At 55.2% G+C, this 26,536-nt stretch carries 16 protein-coding genes and 1 pseudogene; 15 read left to right on the top strand and 2 right to left on the bottom strand.

All coding sequences use genetic code 11. From position 1 onward, the window contains the following. The first annotated feature begins 66 nt into the window (after positions 1 to 66). The 4 genes from CXQ94_RS23145 (at position 67) to CXQ94_RS17115 (ending at position 5,111) form a co-directional block, all read left to right on the top strand. Positions 67 to 1,101 (top strand): hypothetical protein, encoded by a 1,035-nt coding sequence (locus CXQ94_RS23145; RefSeq protein ID WP_258067170.1) that lies wholly within the window; start codon positions 67 to 69, stop codon positions 1,099 to 1,101. Between the two features lie 62 nt (positions 1,102 to 1,163). Further along, positions 1,164 to 1,958 carry a hypothetical protein gene (locus CXQ94_RS17125; RefSeq protein ID WP_104091799.1) on the top strand — a complete coding sequence of 265 codons (795 nt, stop codon included), beginning with the start codon at positions 1,164 to 1,166 and terminating at the stop codon, positions 1,956 to 1,958. After that, positions 1,955 to 3,127 (top strand): MoxR family ATPase, encoded by a 1,173-nt coding sequence (locus CXQ94_RS17120; RefSeq protein ID WP_104091798.1) that lies wholly within the window; start codon positions 1,955 to 1,957, stop codon positions 3,125 to 3,127. Before CXQ94_RS17125 ends, CXQ94_RS17120 begins: the two co-directional genes overlap by 4 nt. 4 nt (positions 3,128 to 3,131) lie before the next feature. Continuing rightward, positions 3,132 to 5,111, top strand: coding sequence for a hypothetical protein (locus tag CXQ94_RS17115; RefSeq protein ID WP_104091797.1), 1,980 nt, complete (start codon positions 3,132 to 3,134; stop codon positions 5,109 to 5,111). 52 nt (positions 5,112 to 5,163) lie between these two features. On the opposite strand, the gene CXQ94_RS17110 is transcribed toward CXQ94_RS17115, so the two are convergent. Next, positions 5,164 to 5,475: a hypothetical protein gene (locus CXQ94_RS17110; protein ID WP_104091796.1), complete on the bottom strand. Its 312-nt coding sequence runs from the start codon at positions 5,473 to 5,475 to the stop codon at positions 5,164 to 5,166. 762 nt (positions 5,476 to 6,237) lie between these two features. On the opposite strand from CXQ94_RS17110, the gene CXQ94_RS17105 reads away from it, so the two are divergent. The 4 genes and pseudogenes from CXQ94_RS17105 to CXQ94_RS17090 all read left to right on the top strand — a co-directional run. Continuing rightward, the gene (locus CXQ94_RS17105; RefSeq protein ID WP_104091795.1) at positions 6,238 to 7,644 is read left to right on the top strand and encodes a hypothetical protein; all 1,407 of its coding nucleotides are present in this window, start codon (positions 6,238 to 6,240) and stop codon (positions 7,642 to 7,644) included. Positions 7,645 to 8,526: 882 nt separating this feature from the next. Beyond that, on the top strand, positions 8,527 to 13,845 hold the full coding sequence (locus tag CXQ94_RS17100) for a DUF3883 domain-containing protein (protein ID WP_104091794.1): 5,319 nt from the start codon (positions 8,527 to 8,529) through the stop codon (positions 13,843 to 13,845). Positions 13,846 to 14,119: 274 nt separating this feature from the next. Further along, positions 14,120 to 15,238 carry a hypothetical protein gene (locus CXQ94_RS17095; RefSeq protein WP_104091793.1) on the top strand — a complete coding sequence of 373 codons (1,119 nt, stop codon included), beginning with the start codon at positions 14,120 to 14,122 and terminating at the stop codon, positions 15,236 to 15,238. Positions 15,239 to 16,050: 812 nt separating this feature from the next. After that, a pseudogene (locus CXQ94_RS17090) lies at positions 16,051 to 16,502 on the top strand (transposase); the annotation flags it as partial. 220 nt (positions 16,503 to 16,722) lie between these two features. Here CXQ94_RS17090 and CXQ94_RS17085 read toward each other — a convergent pair. Then, a complete protein-coding gene (locus CXQ94_RS17085; RefSeq protein WP_181034274.1) occupies positions 16,723 to 17,979 on the bottom strand; it encodes an ROK family protein in 1,257 nt (418 codons plus the stop codon). Positions 17,980 to 18,152: 173 nt separating this feature from the next. Here CXQ94_RS17085 and CXQ94_RS17080 point away from each other — a divergent pair, with 173 nt between their 5' ends. The 7 genes from CXQ94_RS17080 to CXQ94_RS17050 all read left to right on the top strand — a co-directional run bounded on the left by CXQ94_RS17080 (position 18,153) and on the right by CXQ94_RS17050 (position 26,507). Further along, positions 18,153 to 19,091: a dihydrodipicolinate synthase family protein gene (locus tag CXQ94_RS17080; RefSeq protein WP_181034273.1), complete on the top strand. Its 939-nt coding sequence runs from the start codon at positions 18,153 to 18,155 to the stop codon at positions 19,089 to 19,091. Positions 19,092 to 19,128: 37 nt separating this feature from the next. Then, positions 19,129 to 20,664 (top strand): ABC transporter substrate-binding protein, encoded by a 1,536-nt coding sequence (locus CXQ94_RS17075; protein WP_181034272.1) that lies wholly within the window; start codon positions 19,129 to 19,131, stop codon positions 20,662 to 20,664. Continuing rightward, entirely contained in the window at positions 20,664 to 21,617 is a 954-nt protein-coding gene (locus tag CXQ94_RS17070; RefSeq protein WP_306418914.1) for an ABC transporter permease, read from the top strand. Before CXQ94_RS17075 ends, CXQ94_RS17070 begins: the two co-directional genes overlap by 1 nt. After that, a complete protein-coding gene (locus CXQ94_RS17065) occupies positions 21,614 to 23,416 on the top strand; it encodes a dipeptide/oligopeptide/nickel ABC transporter permease/ATP-binding protein (RefSeq protein ID WP_104091789.1) in 1,803 nt (600 codons plus the stop codon). Before CXQ94_RS17070 ends, CXQ94_RS17065 begins: the two co-directional genes overlap by 4 nt. Then, complete coding sequence (locus CXQ94_RS17060; RefSeq protein WP_104091788.1) at positions 23,413 to 24,297, top strand: ABC transporter ATP-binding protein; 885 nt, start codon at positions 23,413 to 23,415, stop codon at positions 24,295 to 24,297. The genes CXQ94_RS17065 and CXQ94_RS17060 overlap by 4 nt, the downstream gene beginning before the upstream one ends. Positions 24,298 to 24,314: 17 nt before the next feature. After that, a complete protein-coding gene (locus tag CXQ94_RS17055) occupies positions 24,315 to 25,250 on the top strand; it encodes an aldo/keto reductase family oxidoreductase (protein WP_104091787.1) in 936 nt (311 codons plus the stop codon). Positions 25,251 to 25,769: 519 nt separating this feature from the next. Next, complete coding sequence (locus CXQ94_RS17050) at positions 25,770 to 26,507, top strand: HAD family phosphatase (RefSeq protein WP_104091786.1); 738 nt, start codon at positions 25,770 to 25,772, stop codon at positions 26,505 to 26,507. Positions 26,508 to 26,536 lie beyond the last annotated feature (29 nt).

Raw genomic sequence — 26,536 nt, 5'->3', positions numbered from 1 at the left:
GTCCCGTTGGGCCCGGACCGTGAAATGTATAGAAGGTCGGCGCTCCATCTTCGGAATATTAAGGAAGTGGCAGACTTTTGGAATCGTCGAAGCCAACTCGCTCTTAGCGAGTTGTGGCACTACATCGCCACACAGGCGGACCCGACGGTTCGATCGGCATTGACGTTTGCCTTTACGAATACGGCCTGGCACGCGACTCGAATGCGGCGGTACAACGCGTTCGGCGGCCAGCGCCCTCTCACTGGGACGCTCTATATTCCGCAGTTGGTTGCCGAAGGGAACGTTTTTGAGATCTTCCGTCACCAAGTAGCTCAGGTTAGCCGCTTCTACGCGACCCATCCGGCCGCGGAACACGCGGACGGTGGAATTGACAAGGCATTTGCCCGGCAGTCGTCTGCGACAGACCTTTCATGGCTCCCGAGCTCTAGCGTTGACTATGTATTCACGGATCCACCCTTTGGTGCGAACTTGTTCTATGGTGATTGCAATGTCGTTTGGGAATCGTGGCTTGGTGACGTCACGGATTTGACTGAGGAAATAGTTGTCAACAAGTCACTCCCGATGGCATCCGGAGGAAAGTCACTCGCAGACTACGAAAAATTGCTTTCAGGCGCTTTTTCAGAAGTACGTAGGGTCCTGGCGCCAGGTGCTCGGGCAAGCGTGGTTTTTCACAATGCTGACGACAAAGTGTGGTCGGCGCTGCTTGGCGCAACGAACCATGCCGGGCTTGCGCAAACAGATGTGAGTGTTTTGGACAAGGTTCAGCGCTCGATGAAGGGATACAAGGGTCGAAGTGGCGCCGAGCTCGTGCCGTTCTTTGATCTAGTAATCACTTTCACGGCGGATTCGAACGTCAAAGCGCAGAACCTCAATGGTGCCGACAAGGTGGCGTTGGCAGCCATTCGACGTCATCTTGGTTCTTTGCCCGAAGGGAACAAGAACGAGGTTACAGACCAACGTAGTCTTGAGTACTTGTACTCGTTGGCGATCGGGGCCGTGATTGCAAGTGACACGAAACTGACTGGATTGTCCTTTAAAGCTCTGGAAGAAATACTGCAAAAAAACTTCATCGCGAAGGGCAGACACTACTACTTGCACTAGAAATTGGGCGATCCGTTGCCATGATTTCTCCTTGCCCCGCAAATATGGGTAATGTGTGCCGTATGGGGACACTTGACATCGTTCTGGAGAATTTTAGCAATGCAGGCTGGGCCGTCACCTCGCGGGAAAGCGTTGGTGGCGGCCGCAGCGTCAATCCAACTCGCGTCGACCTTGCTTACGGAAAGCAACGCTTATTGCTGCTCGCATACGCTTGGAAAATTACGCCCGAAGGCAAGGGGCGGTCTGGAACCAACTATCGTATCCAGACGACTCGATCTCATAAAGGTGATTTGCTTGTTGAAGAGGGCCGTCAAACTATTGGATTCGGCGTTGACGCCGATCGTCAAGTAATAGCCGTTTTTGACGGCTGGACGAAACGAGCAACAGGTAGTTCGTCAAGTGTGCACATAGAACGGACGACGCTGGACACAGCTGCAGACCGCGGGTTCGCGCTGCAGGAACCTGCCTGGGACAGCCGATCAGCAGTAAGTTACTCGGATGTTCGCCAACTATTGCCATGGTTTTCAGCGCAACGTGACTTGCGAACGGCAGCTGTGCAGCCGCTGAAATATCACATAACACAAGACAATGCAACGGTGGTCGCCGATCTATGGAACTCGGCCCCAGCCGCCTGGCTGAGGCACAAGGACTGTCTGGTACTAGCCAATGGCGACGGCAACGATCTTCTCGACACGGCAATTTGGCAGATTATGGATCTCAAGGTCGAAACGGTGTCCAACGAAGGTAGAAATCCCCGACGATCAGTGACGTTTGTCTGCCGGCGATATGCCCGAGTTACCACTAAGAACAAAGCCGCATTTTTGGCCGGTCTAGCTAAAAGGGAAATTACTCAATGAGTTTGTCCGACAGTGCAAATCTATTCTATTTTGACGAAGACTTTCGTGCGGCTAAAGAAGTTTCAAAATTGCATCTCGAGTCAGCAAATATTGAAGAATTGACAACTCGAGCTAGGGAAATCGCAGCCGCTAATCATTTGCTGCTACCGGACGCCGATGCGCTATTAGAACGCTGTGTCGTTGCATTGCTGGGAGGGCACGTCATACTGCAAGGGCCTCCGGGAACCGGCAAGACTACCCTGGCTTATGTGCTAGCCGAGACGTTTAATGCGACAGCACACTTAGAGACCGCCACGGCGGACTGGAGCACATATGACGTCATTGGTGGACTCCATCCCACGGCAAAAAAGGGAGTTGAGACACTGGTCCCTTGGCTAGGCCATGTACCTCGGGCTGCTTTGAAGTGTGCAAGTGTAATAAGCCGGAATCAAGATCCGGAGGAGAGTAAAATTGAGACTCATCAAGCGCACTGGCTTATCATTGATGAATTTAGTCGAGCAGAAATAGACAAGGCGATTGGTCCTCTTTACACGGTTCTGGGAGGCGGTGGCGACGATGTACCTTTGCCTCTTTGGTTTGGTGACTCCGACGAGAATAAAGAGATTTGGTTACCAAAGCGGTTCCGAATCATCGCCACAATGAATACTGTGGACACCAACTACGTGTATACGTTTTCTCAGGGGCTAAGCCGTAGGTTCCAATTCGTTTATGTTGGAGTTCCCCAAAATGAACAGATCCAAGACGAACTCCGGCAGGCGACGACTATTGCGGCGCAGTGGTTCAAATCCACGTATGATCGCGGCAATTTTGACCTGAATCAATTTACGACTGATCCGCGGGTGCAGCACGTATCCAGTATCTTGGCCGATCTATTGTCGGAACTGCGTTACGACGACGCTGCGTCGGGTAGACCTGGCTGGCCAATTGGCACGGCTCAGCTTGTCGACGTATATCGCCAACTCGCGCTTAGGTATCAAACGGCTGGACCAAATAGTTTTGACCTAATTCCCGCCCTTGATCTTGCTCTTGCTGATCGAGTGGTTCCGCAGGCTGGCAACCTTACTAGGATTCAGCTTGACGCCGTAGATGCCTGGTTGCAAAAGCAGAACCTCCCACGTTCGCAAAGCGCTTTACAGCATCTCCGGTTGGCCTCCAGCACGGGTTACTAGCCAGATGACGGAGATAGCAGGTGAGGAAATAGACGATGACACTGCTAGCGGTCACTTTACTGTAGCTGGACGTCGTTCTGCTATCAATGAATCGTTGCCGTTGTTGGCCACGTACTTCGCTGAAGCCCCAACTTGGGAATTGGAAGTAGGTCAACAGCTTGCGACCACCACTGAGGAAGCACTTGTTGATGATTTAGCTATGGCGGTAAGATTGCGCGCCTCGTTGGCAGCGGCCGAGAAGCTGATTGGGATTCTGGGTGATATCGCTGCTCGCCCGACGTTTCGTTACACGCAAGTAAGCTCCGAATCAGTTGGACAAATTCGAGGCCGACTTGACCTGTCACGATACAGCCGAGAACAGGGGAGGATCGCAGTTCCCAGAAGATACCCCATCCGGATGGTTGAGCGTGAGAACGCTACGCCGGAGAACATTCTGGCATCGTACGCTGCACATTGGATCAAACGGGATTTAGAAACCTTTCCTCGAAAGTACCTTCCGCTCAAATCTCCAGAATTCAGGGAACTTCAAAGACTCCTGGGTAGCCTGCGACGGAATCTTGGGCTTCCTCTATTTTCCGGAACGAGCGCAGCCGCCTTGAACGTATGGCGTCGATCGGCGCTTCCTGACCTACTGGAGCGGGTCGGGTACCGCCTCGACGCCGGCCACGTTGCGTCCCCGGAACCCTACAAAGAGTTGGCCACATGGGTATCCGCCACACTCAACGGCAGTGCCGTTGCCGATGTGGGAGACCGAGAGTGGAGTTTCTATGACGCTCGCTTTGATACCAAATTGTTCGAAATTTGGTGCCTGCTGAAGTTGTCAAATGCCATCAGTGCTCTTATCGGACCGCCAGCAGTTGCTGTGGCAAGCCTGGCTCTACGACGCAATGGACCCCTGTATTCGTGGAACATTGGAGCTGGCAACTTGCAGCTGCACTTTCAAGCATCGTTGGCTAATCTGACCGAAGGCGGAGTGTCGTGGTCTTTTAAGCCTGGGCCGGGTGGACTTCAAGGCTTTCCTGATCTAGTTGTCACTACAGACACGATTGCGGGGCGGGGACTGGCCATCTTCGATCCAAAGCTCAGACGCAGACCAAATAGGATACCCACGGAAGAGCTTTACAAACTACTGGGCTATTTCGGAAATTTGAACTATTCCAAGCCGCCAATAGGTGCCATTTTTTACTACAGTCCTGGCAAAGCCACTGATCACCATCTTGTAAGTGGTACTGGCGGTGAACTCCACGCTCTCGGACTGGATCCCGGATCAGACGTTTCAGAGTCCTTTGAAGTTGCGGCACTGCTGGCTTTGAAAGCCGCTGGACTGGGCGAGACCTCTTTGTCCCTCCTCCGATCTCAAAAACCGGGGGGATCTGACGAAGACCGCAGTGAATTCATCGCTTCTATTCATCAAGCTGCAGCAGTAGATGCAATGCAGCGTCAAGTGGAAACACTGCCGGGAGCCACGCTTGCCCCGACCCGGAAAGCGACAGCGACACTTCTGCGAAGTGTCTGGTCTCAATTGGACATGCACACTCAGACGATGATAGTCACAGCAGAGTACTTCGGACTGATCGCCCCTGACAATGCCGATCACTCGGGCCCGTTGCTTGGAATCGCAGCTGCATTCGAGCGGGTCCTCAACGTACAGGTATTTCAGCCTGCTGCGGCGATGTATGGCAGTGCGATCAACCTCAACCAGACCTTGGGCGGCCGACTTCACACACTCGATGCGGCGCTTCGTGGTCGAGATGAACCTGAAGCACGGCTTATCGCACAATTTCTGAATTCGCGACAGGAAATTAGGCAGACCAACCTCCGTGATTTGCTCAGTACGGCAAAACAAATGAATCGCATGTACCGTGTGCCCGCGGCTCACTCAGACATCGTAAGCGCCGAACAATGGGCGGATGGCAGGGACATGATATTGGATTCTCATAGTGGCCTGCTCGTCACGCTGATGAGGTCATTGGGAGGCGTGTGAATTGCCCCGGAAATGGCACATGACACTTCGGTAGGACTATGACTGTTGAGGGTCAGAGCCTGTCTATCCAGGTGTCTTCTTCGCGGTTGTCCCACGCCGACCCTTCAGCGGCCTCTGGCTGGCTTGCGTTGGCATTCTGGATACGATCGATCACACGGCGGAAGTCTGTGGAGTAGAGGTCTCGAAGTGATTGAACGGGGCGTAGGACGCATGAGTCAATTATCGCTTTGCGCCCGCCCTGCTCGGTGATGGCAGCGGCAGCAAAAGCTTGGCGGATCTCAGCAATTTGCGCGTCTGTAATGGGCAGGGGGCCGAATGGTGTTTGGCCCTTTGGCAGGTCAAATTCGAAAAGAGCATCAGTCATCCGATGAGTCTATCCGCGACCATGAGTCCAACGAATCCATTGTAAGGAAATTGCATAGAGGCCCCTCTTGGCTCAATTGGGCAGGACGAGACGGCAATATTGGACCTCAACACAAGCTTCCCACGATCAGGCAATTGACATGGAGAGTAGAGAGCTACTGTGAGCCTCAGGGTCGTAGGCAGCCGGTGTCCCATAAAAGGGGAAACTCAATGGACACTCGATCCTAGCCTTGCCAAGAATCCGTTGAATGGGAGCATGGCTAACACGTGACATCGCATCGCATCGTTCAGGATGGCGGGCTCAAAATGCGGTTGTGTTTTTGTGATCTCGGGACATAGTTCCCACCGCGGTTGTGCGTTTCCGCTGCAAGAGATGATTCACTCAGTGTGGCGGCTACTGGGAAGCTTGGAACGCCCCGAGGAGACGGATACTGCGCCTTCCAATGGCTGCAGGGCGCGACATGGGTCCAGGAACTGGCGCCGGTACGCCACCAGGGACTATCAAGGCAAAAAGAAACGGCCCAATCCGCAGATCGGGGTGTAATCAATTTTGCTCCCACACAAGGTGGGAACTATGACCCGAGACATCACAAAAAAGCGGTTGTGTTCATATAAACCCACGCGGGGTCCTCAAAGTGCTCCGTGCAATCCTCGTGGTATTCATCGGCAGACAACTGTTCCGAGTGTCGACAGGTCGCCCCCAATCGAGCCACGTCCTGCGAGAAACCCGGCACTGTCCCGCATGCCGTTACACTCTTTTGATATGTCAAAGATAGATGAGCGTCTCCCGTTCGGTAAGCAGATCAGCCCAAACCAAATCAATTTACGAGAAGCATTGCAACTGGTGCGAGACAACCCTGGCGACAGGGGTACCCTGGAACGCGAGATGGGGAATGCCTTCTTCGGAAGTCGTGATGACAAGAACCGTCGGATTTCCGGAATGAACACATTCTTGGCGATGCGTTCCTATTGTCTTGTGACCGGCGACACGGAGTATGCGCTCACCGCACTTAGTGAGGAACTCCTCACGACAAAAGATGAGCAATCGTTCCTCGAGCGGCTAGGACAGCATATTCTCCTAGACCTCCACGGTCTGCAGGTCATCGAGGTGGTTGATTCGCTCCAATCCCGCGGCGTCAAGGTGAAGGCCGAGACTGTGGCCCAAGAGCTCATCGCCCTAGGCATCGAGCCAGGCGGTGCCAGCGGTGAGAACATCAACCCGCTACGCCTCTGGCTGGAACGCGCCGGTGTTTTCGTCGCAGGCAAGGGTCAGTGGACAATCAACTCCGACGTTGTGAAGAAGCTTACGGGGGCCTCAACCGCAGAGATATCCGAGATTGTCGATCTCGATAAGCCGCAACAAGCATTCCTGCGTGCGCTGGCCACCTACACCGACGAGGAATCACCGCTGGCTTCCAAGGTACGTTTGCTTGCGGAGATACAGAACCCTGGAATTAGGTTCGACACCAAGGTGTTTGCCGATCGTGTCGTTAAGCGCCTAGCCGTCGAAGGCTGGGTCACTCTCGAGAAGGCTACGGGAGGTCGTGGTTCTAAGTCAGGTCGCATTACACGCACAGACAAGTTCCGACAGATAATCAGCCAACCGCTCATGGAAACGGTGCTGGAGCAGACTCACCTTCTCGACCCTGTATCACTCCGCCGTCCCTTAGCTGAACTGCTCAAGATCGTCAACGATGAGAAGAACGAATCTAGCCATGCACGCGGCATGGCCCTGGAGGGCGTGTGCATCCAGATCGTACGAATGATGGGTGCGAACTTCCTCGGCTGGCGCCTGCGCGGCGACCAGACTGCTGGTGCAGAGGTCGACTTGGTGGCCGCGACGTCAAATAATCCCTATCTGCTGATCCAACTGCAGAGTAAGGCATCGACAATCAGTGGCCGCGAGATTATTGACCGGGAGGTCGGCATAGCTCAATCGCTAAAGAGCAATGTCATCCTCTTCGTTTCCGCGAAAAAGGTCGGTGAAGCAGCGCGACGTGCGGCGGCTATCTACATGCGGACGACAAGCCTGGCCGTTCTGTTCTTGGAAGGTCCAGATCTCAGCGGTGGGTCTTCTGCGGTGGCAGCCGCTATCGCGCGCGAATGGGGCTATGTGCGCCTAATCAAGGCTAAGCATGGGCAAGAACGTACGCGGGCAATGACCGAGTAGATTCCCTGAGTTGCCCATGCGTGAAGAGCTGTGTGGCGTCGTTTGGCAGATAAACGGGTTCGCAACTAAGTATGGGTGGCATATAGATTCCAATCTGGACAGTAGCCGCCAGTGCTGTGCAGATTGCCCAACCGGTGGTTAGAGAAGTTACGGACGCCCAGGGCAATCCGCTGCGTCGTCATAATGACCGTAATTAGCCGAGCAGGCGGCGTGGCGCTGGGTGAGAGTCGACAAGGTCTCTTTGAGTGGTTAGCGATCTAGCGAAACCGCCAAAGAGGCCCTGCCAAGGTTTAACGCCACTTGGTGTTCTGGCCTGCGGTTGTGCCCACGGGCCGATGCCCTCCTGTGCGTGAAGGGCATCCACGTCCTCACCGTTGAAAAACCATCCGTAAACCAAATCATCATCGTGGAAACAGGCCGAGACCAGGTCGGATGCCCGGCTTGTTGCGTGGCGGCTATAGGCCACGGCGACCAGCTAGTCCTACTCAAAGCCACGCCCACGGACACCCGATGCGCATGTATTGGACCAAACGGGTGTTTCGTTGCGCTGATCTGCACTGCCAGATCAGCACGTTCACCGAAAAACACGCCTGGTACCGGCCAAGGCGGAAACTGCCCACCCGCGCCGTACCCTAGGCCCCCGATGCCCTCTGCCGCCACGGCACCGCGGTCTTGGCCCTAGAGCACCGGCGCCGTGTCTCCCTGCATACGTTTTGGAAACCGGTAAAGGCCGGAGTCGAACGGCAGGACGGGCTACTTGACATGGTCAAAGGCAGGTCTGAGATGCCCTATGAGGTGTGTCAACGACCTGTCCCAGATCCTTGACACACCTCAAGGTTCATCGAAACACGGTAGCTGCAATCAAAAGCTAGAGTTAGTGCCATGACTGAAACCGATGTGTTTTGTGGCTCGGAATCGCCGAATGAATATGGCGACTCCTCTCCTGCAAGAATTATCCGTGATCGTGCCGAGAACGTAGTAAGAGCGGTACTTCAGGACGAAGTGGGCTTTGCGCGCTCGGTTAAAGCCATGGTCGGGCACACGATCAAGGAATACCGGGGCAGATTCCTTCATGAACTGATCCAGAATGGCTACGACGCACACCTTCGGGGGACGACAGGTGGAAAAGTTGCAATTTCGTTTGATGAAACCGAGGGAGCACACGGTACGCTCTATGTGGCAAATGGAGGACGCCCACTAACGCGGCGAAACTTCGAACGAATGGCAACGCTGGGAGAGAGCGACAAAGCCATTGGTGATGGAATTGGCAATAAAGGCGTTGGATTCAAGAGCGTATTTCAGATATGCGATGTTCCGGAGATTTACAGTGCACTTGATTATTCCGACCCTCGATTCAATGGCTTCTCCTTCCGACTAGGTACCCGAAGTGACCTAGTTGAGCTTCTCGAGGGCGACGAAGCACAGGCTGACCTAGTGGCAGACAACCTCTCTTACAGCATGTTGACTTTACCGCTCTTTGACGTTCCCGATCGAGCACAACAATTGCGCGATGAGGGGTATGTCACGGTCGTTCGCCTACCAGTGTCATCTGCTCGCGCCGCCGATGAAGTTTGCGATCGGCTTGCTCGCCTGCAAGAGTCTGTTGCTCCCGTAATGCTCTTTCTAGACCGGCTAAGTACGATGACTATTCAGTCAAACAGTCAAGGGAATGCTGAGATACTGAGCAGGCATGAACAATCTGATGGTCGTCATGGCAAGCACGTCTCGATAAATGACAAAACACACTTTCGAGTGTTTACGCACAGCGTGCCACCGGACCGTCTTCTCCAGGCGCTCAATGAATCGGTCGAGGAAGGTGCCCTAGACAAGAAATGGCTTGAATGGGAAGCGCCTGCCGAAGTCAGCGTGGCTGTCGGTGACGGGTGGGAAATCGAGACTCCGCACGCGTTCACGTACCTCCCGATGGGGAACAACGCAACTGCGCCATTCACCGGTCACATCAACGCCCCGTTCGTTACTGATTTTGCCAGAGTCGGGCTCGACATTGAGCAGCCAGTAAACCGAATGCTATTTGAGTCGGTAGCTGAATTATGTCTCAAATCAGCAGAACAACTTGTCTCTGCCAACTTGGACGCGAACGCCGTCGTTGATCTCACTGCGTGGACTCCAAGCAGCCGGCGCTTCATAGATAGCGCCTGTAATAGGCTGTATGGTCAGATTCTGACGGAAGTCATTCGGGTCCCACGCCACGCTTCCGGATGGGCGCCGCTGGGATCGGTTCATCGATGGCCTGATGCTTCTGGGAGCGTTATTACTCTTGATGAAATTTGCAAAGTCAATGGAGCTGATTTTATTGATCCCAAGCAAGTGAGCCCGTCGAGAATGGACAGGCTTGCCAAACTTGGGGTGGATTTGATGCCACAGCAGGATATGCTCGGTCGCTGGGTAGAGGGATTGGCATCGAATCTAGCTATTGCCAAAGCATCGACTTCGATATGGAGTTCGTTTTACGATGACTTGCCCCGGTACTTCTCCTCCGGTGCCCCTCTTGCCGGACGGAAGATCCTTCTGGCCGGCAATGGGAAGTTGGTCCCCTGTGCTCAAAAGACGGATATCGGAAATGACGGGGGAAGACATCGGATAGATCGTGCAGTCTTCTTTTCCCCGAAGACTTTGGGGACAGACGACGACGATGCTGTCGAAGGTGACGTTGACTTTTCGCCTCCGAAGTCACTTAACCGGAGACTTATCTTCTTGCATGCAGACCTGGACTGGTACAGCGGGAGTCAAAGAACGCCTGGGCGAGCGTTCCTTCAAGATCATGGACTGGCCAAACAATTTAGGACTGCTGGATTGCTGCAGCATCTCGGCCATGTGATGTCTGGGCCGACGACGGCTCGCGAAAAGCAGGATGCGCTTGAGTTTGCCTTCCGCCTATTTTCCAGTAACCCAACAAAACACTCGAAAGAATTGATGTCAGTACGGTTGGAAGTTCCTACGGCGAGTGGGGTCTGGACTAAGGCCGATCGGGCTGTATTCTCGGCCGGCTGGGGAGTGGATGGTGCCGACCATTTCTCAACGTTGGCGGCCCTTCCTGCTGAGAGTTTCCCGGAGCTCTCCCAGCTGGAAGACGTATTACTGGCGAAACCAGAAAGGATTGATTTCACTGGAAAAAGGCTCGATCGGTGGCGGGAGTTCCTCCGCGCGATCGGAGTGGATGTAGCCCTTCCGATTATGGGCCGTCCGGATAGGCGCTCAATTGATGGCGACCGATTAACTCGCCAATGGATTGCACGACCTTCAAAGGATGTCCAGATTCCACCGGAAGTTGTGGCGCAATGGGCGGAGTCAATTGGAGACGTTGGCAGTCAAGTTTCCCCAAAGACGCCTTTTCGAACGAGTGATGACACCTATTGGTTCATGGGGCAGGCAGAAATATCCTCCGCGCCGGGGAGGGCTAGATTTGCATACGCACAGTTATTGGCAAGGACTTTACCGAAACTGCGGGCAGTCCATCACCAATCGACATGGCGTAGATACAATAATTCCAATATTTGGTTCATGATTCCAACTCCCTTGAGCGCTTTCCTGGCGCATGGCGCATGGATTCCAGTAACTGGGCCTGACTCCGCTGAAAGGGAGTTCCTATCAGCGTCTGAAGTTTGGTTCATTTACCCAGAAGACCACATGGCTGTCACATATTCCCCTGTCATGGATACTTCCATTCGAGCCATACTGCGAGAAATGCCCAGGTTTGCTACGGAACGGGTAAGAATGGGATTGAGAGTCTGGGGCGATTCATCCGATTCCTGTCTTTTGATCGATCATTTGTCCCAGTTGCTCGATAGCGGTGAGGTGCCTGATACATCTATCCAGCATTTCAGATCAACACTGGCTTCATCCTGGGCTCAAATCGGTAACCCGAAATTCGAATTTAAGCCGGACTTCACCCACGGAATAGCAGCAGATCAGTCAGGACAACTGATCTTATTGCCGATCAATGCGAGCGACCCGGGACCGTTGTTCGTTGCTGGCCTCAACGATAAGGCGACAACAACTCGCCTAATCCGGGAGCTTGCTTGGCCAGTAATTGACGTGGAAACCGACGAAATCCTTGTCTTGAACGAGATTGCGAGCGTACTTGAGGGAGTCTGGTCAGGAGAGGTTCAGGTGGCCAGCGGACTAAAGCTAGACGTCTTGGCCGATGGGTCTCCGTGGGATCAATCGGGCGATCAAACACGGCTCGTCGACGAAATACCTTGGCTGCCTCTTCTCCTAGCTTGCACAATGCGATATCCAAAAAATCCATCGCTACGAGCTGGCAAGCAGATACCCAAAACTCTTGACGAGCTATCCCGTATTCGACTGTCGTTCTGCCGTTCGATTTCATTTTCTACACCAACAGGCAGGCAGTCTCTCCCGTCTCGTCTGCGTGGAGTTCTCCCCGTGTCTGGTGCGACCCCAACTCTGCTGACCGAGAGCCGAGGTCTACCGCCAACTTGGGCCGAGCTTGAGATACTGGCAGAGGGCGCACTCGAGCTGCTTGGCCAGTCGAAGTATAGTGCGGAGCTATCGCTAAATATCAGAAAACTAGTGCGTGAGTCGATATTGACGTCGGAGAGCCCATCGCTCGATGACGTTTCTGATGCCCTTGGCGTCCCGCTTCAAAGCGTTCTTGAAACTGAAGCCCTTGTCATCGGTTCAGTAACAGGAATTGTGCTCCGGTTGAGTCAAGTTGCGGCATTTCTTTGGGATGAAAAGACCGCTTCGACAATTCGTACGGATAACCCCACCTTATTTACCATGGACGGCGTTCATAGCGCCGTAGTCACAGCCTATTCTGGAGACGATGCCGCAACCGAAAGGCTGCTGCGGTTCGCCCGTGAATCGGCGACGTCTAACGAACTACGACAGAAGCTGGGAATTGGGCTGCGGGAATTCAACCAAAACCTAATTGAGCACTTCCCCGGGAGCCCTGTTACGGACCATTCTGTGAGGTTCGAGCTTGAGTTCAGCCACCGGACGCGCACGAGGCGTCAGGAACTAGTCAACATGGCGCGACACGCGCGTCTGGAATCGTTCCAGAATTTTCTGGTCCAGGATGATTGGCATTCAATCCGTGACCTGGTTTTCTTAACTCCCAGCCCAGACTGGGGACTGACGATAGACGAGCTAACGGAGGATCTCGCAGATCAGCGCATAAATGCACTCATGTCAGAAACTCTTGGGGATGCGATTTGCTCCGTGAGTCTGCCTGATTGGGAACAGATTCGCGAGATGAACGGCAAGCCGTTGCAAGAAAAACTGTGTGCCACCAGCAAAACTATCAAGGCATGGTGCGACCTGAACCATGCAGTGCCTGATCTTGTCTGGGTCGAAGGCGGTGTCGATACGAATGTACGCGAGCATCTGGATCTAGTGGGGGCCCTCGACTTCGAGGAACTAAACGACGCGAAGCTGACGCATTGGCTCCACAAACTTAACCTCTGGCCGCAAGGCATGCCGCTTAGCCTCGAACTCCAACAACTAGGGTTGAAGGCTGAAGATCTGACTGGCCAAGAATCTGCCGCAGCTGCAGAACGACAAGAAGGATTTCGTCGACAACGACAAATCAGCTTGGGGGGCCGGACCATCGAACTTGACGAAACTATGAGCGAGTTGGTTGCTGGAGTGGACAAGCTTTTGGTTGGTAACCCGAAGAGCCTCCAGACATCGTTCACCCGATCCGCACTTGAAGATACAACGGAGACAAAGGAAGGTAAGGGCGCACGATCCGGAACAAGTTTCGGTGGGGGAACGGCGGGCAGAATGTCCGACATTCAACGCAATGCGGTCGGCCTTGCCGGTGAAATGATCGCCTTTCACTGGTTAAAGAACCATGATCGGGGGCCCGTGGATGATTTGTGCTGGGTGTCATCAAACAGGAATTTTGTACTTGGAGGTAGTCGTGGCGATGATGGCCTGGGATACGACTTCATAGTCCCCCGCAAGGACAAACCTGTCATGTATGAAGTTAAGGCAACACAGGGTGAGGCAGGCATGATCGAACTTGGCGAAACTGAAGTTCGCTGCGCTCAAGAACATGCTCGTGGCGACCTCTGGCGGCTTTTGATAGTCGAGGAGGCCCTTTCCGACAGTCCCCGGATTTATAGGCTTCCCAACCCATTCAGCCCAGACAGTCGTTCCAAATTTCGGCTTGTGGGCAATAGTGTACGTTTGCGGTTCAAACTGGACAGGTAAGCGGTGCTCGGATCGTGGACTGCTTTCGATGTAGCGCTATTTTTTTGAGGTCAAATGGGAAGATTAACTCGCGCATCAGGGTTGGGCAGTCCAGTACGTACATTTCCAAATTCAGAGCGACAACACAACTGCCACATCTCCTGGGGGCGACGCGAGCCATTGCCCCTCGTGCGATTGACGTGTAGTTTGCTGGGCTATCCCGTTGAGACATCATCCGGGTCTTCTAAGACCCTACGAACAAGCGAGACACAGAATCCACAAGGGAGAATTCGCTATGCCTGAAACTCCGAATGACGTTCAAAATGACGCCGTGACTGAAGCTGATCAGAAGATTGTAGAGAATGAGCGAGCCGAACTGAGGAAGTTCGTTAAGGGACTGAGCCCGGACGACATCAAGTCTGGCGGGTGGTTCACGAAGCTCAGCGCTCACGCGCTGGGCTCGTACACGGACAAGGTCACTTGGCAATATTTCCAGGAGCGATATGAGGGGGTGCCCGCCGATGGCATCGTCGACCAGCGAATTAAGATGGCTGCGAGGTACGCCGCGCTCGAAGGAGGGCTCTCTGCCGCCGCCTATTCGGCAGCTATCATTACCACAATGGGGAGCCTTGGGGGTGCTTCGCCGGCAACTGTCCCGGCAGCCGTCGCCACCGTAATGGTTGACGTCGCATTCATCACCCAGCTCCAGCTCCGTCTTGCCTACGACATCGCGGTCCTGTATCGAGTCCCACTCGATCTCTATGACCCCGAAGACATGTGGAAGCTGATCAGGGTCGCCTTCACGATCAAAGGTGGGGAAGTCGTGCGCGAGGGCATGATCAAGGTGGGTCCAGCCATGATGCGGCCGTTGATCAAGCGCTTCTATTCCGGGCCGATACTGGCCGCAGCGAAGGGGCTTCCTTTTGTAGGAAAGTACCTGCTGCAACGCAGTGTCATCAAGATCGGCATCCCACTAGTCGGTGTTCCGCTCGGCGTATTGATGAACCGATATACAACGCTTATCGCGGGGCGACACGCACAAGCCGTATTTCGCAATGAAGCACGGGTGATCGAAGTTGCGGAGAGTCTGAGCGAGCGGAGTCAGTATCCTCAGCTAATGTTATGGGTCGCTTGGCTCGTCATCATGGCGGACCTGAAGATTGCTGACGACGAGGCTCTGTTGATGCGTCACCTAGTGAGGTTGGTTCGTGACCAACATCAGGTGGCAGATGAGCGGCTCGCTCGTCTCGTCGATATCGACCCCGCCGAGGTGTGGCGGCGACTAGACACAGAACAGGGGGACCTGGGCGAAATCGTTGATATGGCCAACCGGATTGCTGCCATTGATGGTGCCGTCAATGCGCTCGAGAAGGCCGTCATCGCCGAACTATCAGATCGATCCGCTCGACGCTGACAATAGCATGTGTGGACAAGTCAGTTGGATCAGTCGTCGCGACAAGCCGGATCTTGGTGCTAGGTGGCATTTGAGTTCTTGATTTAGGTATACAAGGGCTTCGTTGCGCTGCTGGTGTGAGTTCGTCTAAGCGTTCAGGCTGGGACAGGGCCGCGAACCTTGAGCGAGCTCGTAGACTTGGCGGTGGAGGCAGCCTCTTTCAGCCCAGAGTTGGAAGAGCGATTATGACCGACTCGCCATAAACTCTCCAGAATCAACGCAAACTGGAGAGTGTTTAGTAGCTGTCATTGTCCCAACGAAGCCTCTGGAACAGAGGCCAATACGGGGTAGTGGCAAGGGGTGGCAACCCGATACTTGTAAAGCGGGGCTAATGAACGTTGATAACTAATGAGGGGTTTTGAGTACTCAACATGCTCTGATCTGCGTCGATAGTATTCGTTGGTATTTACATGAGGTTGAAATTCCCGCCCTCAATCGCCGGCTGTTTCGGTTCGAATGTCCTAGGGCCTATGTCGGTTGGAATTCTTCCAAAGTGATGCACGCTGGTCCTAGTGTTTGGTTCGGAACCTACGACCATTGCCATCCAGCACCGGGGGCTCGGTGCCATTGGTTCCCCTTGGGTCTGCTTGGATTGGGGAAGGCGCCCCGGGTGCGTTGGTGATGCTTCCACGTCCTGGAGCCCGGACTGCGATTCCTCTCGGTTGTTGGAGGCCATGAAAAATAGCCCAAAGACGGCCTCGCAACCTTGTATTCAAGGGTTCATCGCACTCCTCCGGGATTGGGGTGTTGCGATGATCCCTTGAATCTAAGCCGACGAGGGCAAGCTCTATCTGTGCACGATCAAGGACGTCCACTCCAACCGGATCGTCGGCTACTCGATCGACTCACGCATGAAGGCGTCACTGGCCGTGGTCGCCCTGCGCAACGCGGTGTCGCTCAGGTCCCCACTGGCAACCGTGGTGCATTCGCACCGCGGCTCTCAATTTCGCTCCAACGCCTTCGTCAGGACATTGAAGGCCAACGGGCTGACAGGATCGATAGGCCAGGTGGGCGCGTGCGCCGATAATGCCGCAATGGAGTCATTTTTTGCGCTACTGCAAAAGAATGTGCTCGACCGACAACGCTGGGCACACGCCAAGAACTACGGCTGGCAATCGTGACCTGGATCGAGAAAACCTACCACCGCAAACGTCGACAACGACGACTTGGCCGGCTAACCCCGATCGAGTTTGGGACAATGAATACCGACCTCAGAGCGGCCTAGAAACACTAGACCCTGAGAGTCAACGAAACCCGGGGCAGTCCCATTCCCCATCTAATGATTTGCTGTCTGGTAATTCTAGAACGTCACGTACCCATGAATATGCTTGAAGCGGGTTTATGAACCTGTCCAAATTCTGTACTTTAGACGTGGCGGCCCCCAGATCCCTGGCTGAGTCCAGACGTCGCCTTACAGAGGGCAGGCATCTGGTTTCTCTACACATTCACGAGTGGAAATCCTCGACCGAGAGTGAGCTCAGGCGCTCTGCGCTGAATATTGCTTCAAGAGCCAGCGTGAGGGCACCGGCCGCTCCTGACCAGTCTCCATGCACTGCGGTACTGACCGTTAGCCGGCTGGTAGCGATAGGTAGAGCTCGTTCGTAGATAGCACCGCGAAGGCCTGACAAGATTCCGGGGTTCCAATGTGTCACTGTGCCGCTGAGAACAATCCGGCTCGGATTGGTGAAATTAACTAATCCTGCGAGTACCTCTCCAAGTCCCCTGACGGCTTCACGAAGTATTCGTGTGGCTGCCGGATCTCCGGCTCCGACTAGTCGCTCAAAATCGCCTAGGTCGAGATTCTCGTCGCGTAGTTCAGAAAGCTGTGAGACGAGGGCATCTGTGGAAGCGATAGTCTGCAGGCAGCCTGTGTTGCCACACGCGCACAGCTTGTCTCCCGCTGCACGACTGGCAATGTGCCCGACATCTCCAGCGAATCCCTCAACTCCTCGGTACAAGTCGCCATTGGCCAAGACAATGCCCGCCTCTATGGCTGAAGCCACCTTGACGAGAATCAGAGGAAGGTCGGTGGGCACCGATGTGCGGGCTTCACCTAACGCGCGCAGGTTGACGTCTTTGTCGACAATGACGGGGCATCCTAGGGCAGCCACGAATGCGTTCTCGAGGGAGTAGGTGCCCCAGCCTTTCAGTAACGGTGGACGATTGACGCCGCTGCGGCGGGCATCTACTGGACCTGGAACTGCAATCATGCAGATTTCGACCGTTCCATAAGTCTCGTCGAGCGATGAGATGAGCGACTGAAGATGTTCCAACAAGGCGGGCACGGCGATCTCAGGCCCCCGGGCGAGGTCCACGAAGACCAGGCGACTCCCCAAGCAGGTCTGATCAGGTGTAAACAAACTCACGGTCGATGAGGTGACTCCCAAATCAGCCACAGCGATCAGGCCGATCGGTGCCGCGAAATGGAGGCGATCGGATGGTCGCCCTCGCCCATCTGGTGTGTGGGTGGTTGAACGTTCCAGCAAGCCGCGTTCGGTAAGGAAGTCCACACCAGTGGCGACCGTAGTCCGCGACAAGTTGCTGGCGCGGGCAAGGTCCGCGCGATTGTCGATGCCGTTTGCGATATGTAAAGCCAGGCAGGAAGCGATCGCTGCCGGGGTGAGGCGAGCGGTTAGAGGGTACGTCGGGACGGTAAGTGGCTGAAGAACCATGGAGGCGGGCTTGCTGGGTGCTAAGGGCATGTCGCACAACCTTCTATATATGCATTCAAAGAACATTATTTAGCTCTTGTAAATCGATATTGGAGACTCTAGCATTGAGGATAGTGAACGAATAGTACATATTAATGTACTATTACGACACTAATCAATGTAAATGGAACAGTATGGCATTTCGCCGAGTAGAGGGACATCTAATGAGCAGCGAATTTCTCCAAACCGCACGAACCTGGGCTGTGTGCTGGACGCCGATGAACGCAGACCTGTCAATCGACTGGAATGGTGTTGATCGGATGACCGATTGGTACATCGACCGGGGCATCACCGGACTTTTTACCTGCTCAAGATCAAGTGAGGTTGAATTTCTTACACCTTCGGAGCGTCTCGCATTGACTGAAAGAGTGGCAACACGTGCTGCTGGTCGTGCCAGTGTCATTGCCACTGCCACCTTTGGCCAGGGCGCTTCGGCTGCTCAGGAAGCGGCATCGATCAAGGCAACCCGAGACGCCGGGGCAGACGCCGCCATCATTATCACCAACCACCTCGGAGAGCGCGGTCTGAATGAAAGTGAGTGGTTCGATCACCTTAAGGAAATTGTCGACCTGACGGACGACATTCCCCTTGGCTTCTACGAGTGCCCGACGCCGTGGATTCGCTTGGTCCCTTCGGAGATCCTCGGTTGGGCTGCCAAGACAGGTAGGTTTGTCTACCACAAGGACGTTAGCCACGATCTCAACGAATACGCAAAGAAGATCAAGGCTTGCGAAGGAACACCTCTGCGTTTCTACAACGCACAGATTAGCAGCATGATTGAGTCACGTCAGATGGGTGGCGACGGATTCTCTGGATGCTGTGCTGGGATGTTCGCCGAACTGACAGTGTGGCTGGTGGAGAACGGTGACAGGGATACTCCCGAGACGCGTGAGGCTCAGCGACTGCTTACTATTGCTGAAGCTGTCGGCGGAACTAAGTTCCCCTCGGCCGCGAAGCAGTTGCTTGGGTACACCAGCCCTGGACTCGATATCGCCCCTTGGAGCAGAATGAACGGCGCTGGCCCCCTGAGCGAACATGAGATGCGTCCCCTTCGAGCCCTCAGCGATCAAATCAAGGCACTCGATCTTCTCGCACTCCGTTAACCGATTTATCACACCGAAGAGACAAAGGAGCCCCTTCATGAAAGTTATTCTGAGCCGTAGGACGCTCGTCGGACTAATACCGGTAATGGCTATTGGAGGTGGGATCGGGCTGTCGGGATGCGGCAGCCCGGCCCCGGGGCCCGGCAAGTCCTCAACATTGACTTTAGCTTCTGAGAACGACACCACCTCATTCGATCCTGCTGCTCTAGAAAACGGACACCGGGTGAGCTATTGGACGCCGTTGTATGACACGCTTTTGATTCTGAAACCGGATGCAACGATTGTTCCCGGCATGGCCGAGTCATTTGCCTACAACGATGAAAAAACTGAGTTGACGTTGGCTCTCCGAGATGACCTGCGGTTCTCCGACGGCTCACCTGTGACTTCGGCTGACGTCGTTGCCAACATGGAACACCACAAGCAAGGAACCGGACAGAATAACTTTATGCTTCGTGGGGCCACCGCAAGTGCGCCTGACGCTCACACGGTGATACTTCGCGTGGCTGAGCCGGATCCGGCCATCCTCACCTACCTGACGATGGTTGCTGGCGTGGTAGCCAAACCTGAAGGACTCGGCACGGCCAAAGGCAGGGACGCGCCTATCACGGCAGGTCCGTATCAGCTTGACTCGAGCCGAACGGCTCGCGGGTCGCACTACACATATGTTCGAAATCCGCACTATTGGGATGCTCAGTCTTTCCCGTTTGATGAAGTCATTGTTAAGCCAATCCCGGAAGTAACGGCCCGCCTCAACGCATTGCGCTCGGGCCAAGTGCTAGGGATGGCAGGATCGCCCCAGACAACTGCAGAAGCGCAGTCAGCTGGCATGACTATCAAGAGCAAACCCGGTGATCGAGTGGGGCTGCACCTGGCTGACCGCAATGGAACGCTCGTTCCAGAGCTGTCTGACAAGCGCGTTCGCCAGGCAATCAACTACGCCATCGATTCTGCTGGACTACTGAAAGCTGTTCAGCTTGGTAAGGGTGTTCACTCCGCAGAAATGTTCAGTGTCAGTAGTGTGGCTCATCGCGACGACCTTGCCAACGCCTACCCTTATAACCCGGATAAGGCACGTTCCCTTTTGGCCGAAGCTGGCTATCCCAACGGTTTCTCCGTCGTAATGCCCCAGAACGAGACCGACATGACAGCGACACTGGTGAGTCAACAACTCGGCGACGTCGGTATCAACGTCACCTATCGGCAGGAGACCGTCGGCAATTACATCACCGAGATCCAGTCCGGCCGCTACGCTCTCTTCTCCAATCGTGTCGGCACGGGGGATCCCTGGTGGGACGTGCAAAAGCACATTCCAACCTCGGCACCCTGGAATGTCTTTAAGGTAACAAACCCTGCATTGGATGCACACTATGCGGCCACGCGCGGCAGCCGTACCCCGGAGGCGTACGCCTCCGCGCTACAAAATATGAATGAGTGGCTTGTAGGGGAAGCCTGGTTTGCCCCTTTTTACCAGGCGGAGCGCCTCTACTACACCTCGAAGACCATCGACTTCGATATTCACCCACAGAACGTTGTACCCTACCTTCGCAACTACCGCCCTACCTCAGCTAGCTGATGAGGGTGTTGTGGAGATTTGTAGCCCGCCGAGTAGCGAGCGGCATCGTTTTGTTGATCGCTGTCACGGCAGTCGCTTACGCCTTGATCTACAGCGGAGGCACAAACGTGGCACAGAACATCCTTGGCGAATTTGCCACGGAAGAGCAGATCAACGAGAAAGCCGCCGAATTAGGCACGGATCGACCCCTGGTGGTCCAGTACGTGGAATGGCTCACTCGCGCTGTGCAAGGTGACTTCGGAGACTCATGGTTCACGTCCCAGCCTGTGCTCGCAACCGTATTAACACGCCTGTCCGTTACAGGTTCCCTAGTTGTGGTCGCTTTGACCGTTGCTGTGGTGGTCAGTCTTGTTTTGGGGGTGGCGGCCGCGCGCCGTCGTGGCAGTGCGGGGGACCGGGCGTTACAATTTGTCGCTGTTACGGGTGAAGCCATTCCGAACTTCTGGCTGGCACTGGCCTTGGTCTCTGCGTTCGCGATCTCGATTCCGCTTTTCCCGGCCACAGGCTATGTTTCGCCGGGAGTGTCGGTCACTGGGTGGCTGTTTTCCCTCGTCCTTCCGGTCATCGCAATCGTGGTTGGCAGTGTCGCCGGTGCGGCTCAACAAATTCGTGGTGCTGTGATTGAGGTTCTTCAAAAGGACTACGTCCGAACGCTACGGGCACGTGGATTATCTGAACGGAGTGTCGTTCTCAAGCATGCATTGCGCAATGCCGCCTCACCCGCACTGACAGTGTTCTCACTTCAGTTCATTGGGATGATGAGCGGCGCAGTCTTAATCGAGCGAGTCTTCGCCCTGCCAGGAATGGGCAATCTCGCCGTTGACGCGACACTGCAAGGCGACATTCCCATCGTGATGGGCGTCCTGATAACTATGGCGATCGTGGTCGTGGTCGTCAACTTGCTTGTAGATATAGCTGCAGGTTGGGTCAACCCGAAAGTGAGGCTCCAATGAGCGTCAGCACCACGACTGATCCGATCGATGCGCGCGCATTGCGCGGATGGGCAACTCTTCGTCGAAACCCCTTGTTCTGGATATCAACGATTCTACTTTCCGTCATCGTCATTGCCGGCGTCATTGCTCCGTGGATTAGCCCAAACAACCCCGAAACGGCTCGGTTGGACATGATCAATCAGCCCCCTTCGTCCGAGTATTGGTTGGGCGGCGATGGTACGGGGAGGGATGTTTTTAGCCGTTTGGTCTTCGCGATCCGGACTACCCTGTTAGGCGTCGCTATCACTGTCGCCGTCTCGGCCGTGATCGGACTTGCAACCGGATTGGTGGCCGGTTATCGCGGTGGTGTTATCGACGATGTGCTCAGCTGGGCGGCCAACTTGATTATTGTGCTTCCAAGCATGATGGTCCTGATCGCCATGTTCGCGGCTATTGGGCCCTCGGTCGGGGTGACTATGGTCGTGCTGGGTGTCATTCTCTCACCCAACTTTTTCCGGTTGGTGAGGAATCAGACTGTGGCCGTGCGCAACGAACTGTACGTCGACGCGGCTCGAGTTAGCGGAGTGCGGCCCATACGGATCGTGTTCAGACACATCCTGCGCGTTATCCTCGCCCCGATCGTGATCATGTCAGCGTCAATCGGAAGCCTCGCAATCGTCATGCAAGCTGGCCTTTCCTTCCTCGGCCTTGGAGATGCCAGCACTCCCACGTGGGGCACAATGCTGCTCGACGCATTCAAAAACCTCTACACTGCACCCTTTCTTTTACTCTGGCCTGGGCTGATGATTGCCTTCACCGCAGGCGCCTTCTTGCTCCTAGCAAATGCTATCGGCGACACCGTCGCAGGCGGACGGCCCCCGGTACGGGCACCCAAACTCGCCTTAGCCCCGCTTACCCCTAGCCCTCGTGGGTCAAGGGGAACCGCACTGTTGGAGATCGATGGGATGAGCGTTGCATTTGCACAAGCCGACTCAACGGAATTGGTTGTAGTCCATGACACGACTTTGTCGGTGGAAAGAGGCGAGATTGTAGGAATTGTGGGTGAATCGGGGTCAGGCAAGAGCCAAACCATCTTGGCAACGCTCGGATTGCTCGCTGATGGCGGCTACCAACGGGCAGGTTCCGTTGCAGTAGCCGGTACCCGGCTAGCTAGCTTGTCGCCACGTCATCGACGTCGGCTGCTGGGGCAAACAGTTGGTTACATTCCTCAAGAACCAATGAGCAACCTTGACCCCAGCTTCACTATCGGGTCACAGCTCACCGAGCCACTCCGAGAGATTGCCGGGCACTCACGCAGCTCTGCACGTAAGAAAGCGTTGGAGCTTCTTGGCCGAGTAGGAATCACTGACCCGCAGCGAGTCTATGACAGCTATCCACACCAGATCAGTGGTGGAATGGCTCAGCGCGTCCTTATCGCAGGTGCGGTGGCCTGCGAGCCAAAGCTCCTCATCGCCGACGAGCCAACCACGGCGCTTGATGTGACTGTGCAGGCCGAGATTCTCGATTTGCTCCGCAGCTTGCAAAAAGAAAGAGGGCTTGGTGTGCTCCTAGTGACGCACAACCTCGGTGTTGTCGCGGACCTGTGCGACAGGGTCATCGTTATGCAAGACGGCCAGATCCGCGAAACAGGCGACGTACGCCAAGTACTGCGTGACCCGCATCACCCATACACCCAGTCGCTACTGGCATCGACTCTAGTCAACGCACCCAATCGGGGGGCCTGGGTAGTGCCCGACTCTTCGGCAAAACTGGCTACCGATTCAGCGAATCAAGGTATTGAGGGGATGGCTGTCCGATGAATATTATTAAAGTTGAGCGCGCAGGAGAACCTGCCGCCAATCCCAGCGACAGCCAGCTCCTCACCATCGACGGCCTCGAGGTCGACTACCCGATACCTGGCCGTAGGAAACCCTTCCGTGCTGTGGATCGAATCAGCCTCCACGTGGGCATCGGCGAGACACTCGGTGTCGTCGGGGAGTCTGGATCCGGGAAAACATCAGTCGGCCGAGCGGTACTGGGACTGGCCCCCGTAAGTGGTGGTCGGGTAACTTTCGATGGCCGCGATATTTCGCACCTATCACGCCGCGCCCGCCGGGGCCTGAGTAAAGACATCCAGGTCATCTTTCAAGACCCTTACACTTCACTAAATCCCTTGATGGCAGTCGGTGACATTCTCACCGAGCCCTTGGCGGCCGTTGGAGGAATGAACGCTTCTAAGGCTCGGACACGAGTAGCAGATTTACTCGAAATGGTTGGCCTGCCGCGCGGAGCCGATCGTCGCTTCCCCCGAGACTTCTCAGGCGGGCAACGTCAACGAATCGCGATTGCTAGGGCCCTTGCTCTTGACCCGCGACTGATCGTGTGTGACGAGCCAGTCAGTGCTCTTGACCTGACTACGCAAGAGCGCATACTTGCACTGCTGATCGAACTTCAGGAGCGCACCCGGGTCGCATATCTGTTTGTTTCACATGATCTCGATGTAGTCCGTGTCATCAGTCACCGAACCGTCGTGATGTCTGAGGGGCGAATCATCGAAGCAGGTGCTACAGACAGCCTCATGCAAGACCCCCAGCACCCGAGCACTCAAAAACTCATCATGTCCAATCCCGTGCTTGACCCTGATGAACAGCGGGAACGAAGGCGTCGCCGTGCGCTACTCAGCTCGCCCGCAACCACCTGAATAATAGGAGAAGAATAATGAGATCAATCCCGCTTGGCGCTTCTGGCCAGCTAGCCCCGAATGTCGTGCTCGGCCTCATGCGCATCGCGGACAAAAGCGATGAGGCAATTCGTGAACTGGTCCGAGTGGCCCGTGACTCGGGCATTGACTTTTTCGACCACGCCGACATTTATGGCGGGGACGTTCACGAGTGCGAGAAGCGTTTCGCCGATGCACTCCGGCTGACCCCATCTGAACGCGAAAAAGTCACAATCCAAACAAAAGCGGGCATCGTGAAGGAAGGCCCTTACTTCGACTTCTCCTACGAGCACATTGTGGAGTCGGTGGAGGGGTCATTGCGAGCACTCCGAACCGACTACTTGGACCTGTTCCTCTTGCATCGCCCAGACGCTCTCGTTGAACCAGAAGAAGTAGCACGCGCCTTCGACCACCTCGAAGAATCAGGAAAGGTTCGTTCCTTCGGGGTCTCCAACCACACCCCGCGCCAGATCGATCTACTCAAGACTGCTGTCCGACAGCCAATCGTGGCAAATCAACTACAACTGTCAATAATGCATGCACCAATCATCGCCCAAGGCATCGCGGCAAACATGCTCAACACAGAACAAGCAGTTAACGTCGACGGCGGCGGCGTGCTCGAGTATTGTCGCATAAACGCGATCACGGTCCAGACATGGTCGCCATTCCAGAGCGGACGTGGCGATGGAGTATTTTTGGGGTCACCGGCTCACCCTGAACTAAATGCTGCCATAGACGGGCTAGCCGCCAAATACGCTGTCCCGTCGATCGCAATCGCTACGGCATGGATAACTCGTCACCCGGCGAACATGCAGGTAGTAGTGGGATCGACCACCCCCGAACGGGTATCCGGAGCGGCTCAGGGTTCTGAACTTCCATTGACCCGCGCCGAGTGGTACGAGTTGTTCCGCCTCGGCGGCCACAAATTGCCGTAGTGAAGAAGGCCACTAGACACATCCGCGATATCGGCAGGATTGAAATTTGTCGCTCGGACCGCTTCACCGTTACTGATCAGGCATCCGCCACGAGCAATCGGCCGAGTCCGGACACCTTTTGGTGGCCGGGAAAATCCGGCGCCTCACCGGGGCTAGGACATCACTGGCACAGTGTGCGTTGACTCCGCGATTCCCACACAGAGCAGAGAATCACAACGAGGCTGCGTCAGCCACTAGACACTGGCGCAGCCTCGTTGCATTGACATCGGCATCGATGCAGCTCCTAACGGCTCACTGGCACGTCGCCAGATATCGGTAGCTACAACTGAGCTCGTCATCTGGAACTTGAGCTGGAAAACAGGATTAACAGCACCAGCTCAACCCGCTCCACGGCCGTCCAGGTGACGTAACAGCGGTACGTTCCGGGAGGTGACCCGGGCGCGCAAATTCCACTCGCCCGCAGCACAAATCCAACTCATTAGTGTCGGCGCGTGATTTCTCGCGCCCCAAAAGGACCCCATGACTGACAACCGAACCATTGACACGGCTTCTTGGAGAAACGCCTCCGCCCTGCTTTTCGACCTTGACGGCGTCCTTACCCCCACCGCAGCCCTCCATGAGCGGGCCTGGCAGACACTATTCGCCGGTTTCCTCGTCAGCTCCGGCAAGGGCGAAGAATACCGAAAGCGGGACTACTTTGACCATATCGATGGCAAGCCACGTTTCGATGGTGTGCGAGACTTCCTAACTTCACGTGACATCAACCTGCCAGAAGGGCAAGAAGACGATGACCCGAGCTATTCCACCGTCCGGGGCCTAGGCAACCGAAAAAACTTGATCTTCAACGCGACCATTGAGACTCACGGTGTAGTGCCTTACGCCGGGTCCGTGCATTTCATTCATGCCGCCATCGCCCAGGGCCTCAAGCTCGCCGTAGTTTCATCGTCCCGCAACGCTCCTGCGGTACTCAAAGCGGCCGGTCTGGATAGCTATTTCCCCGTGGTGGTGGACGGTGCGTTGGCCGCCATCAACGGGATCCCCGGCAAGCCTGATCCGGCCACCTTTGACTACGCGGCCAGGCTACTGGGTGTTCCGTCAAAAGATTGCATCATCATCGAGGACGCGGTCTCAGGAGTGCAAGCGGGCAGGGTCGGCAATTTTCGTGCGGTGATCGGGGTGGACCGCGGCGCTGGCCGGCAGACCCTGCTCGAGGCCGGAGCAACAACAGTCGTCAACGATCTCTCCGAACTTCTTTGACCAAACATCCCTAAGGAACCAAACAATCA

Source organism: Arthrobacter sp. GMC3 (assembly GCF_002929305.1).
Taxonomy (GTDB): Bacteria; Actinomycetota; Actinomycetes; order Actinomycetales; family Micrococcaceae; genus Specibacter.
This window is presented reverse-complemented; position numbering and strand designations above follow the sequence as displayed.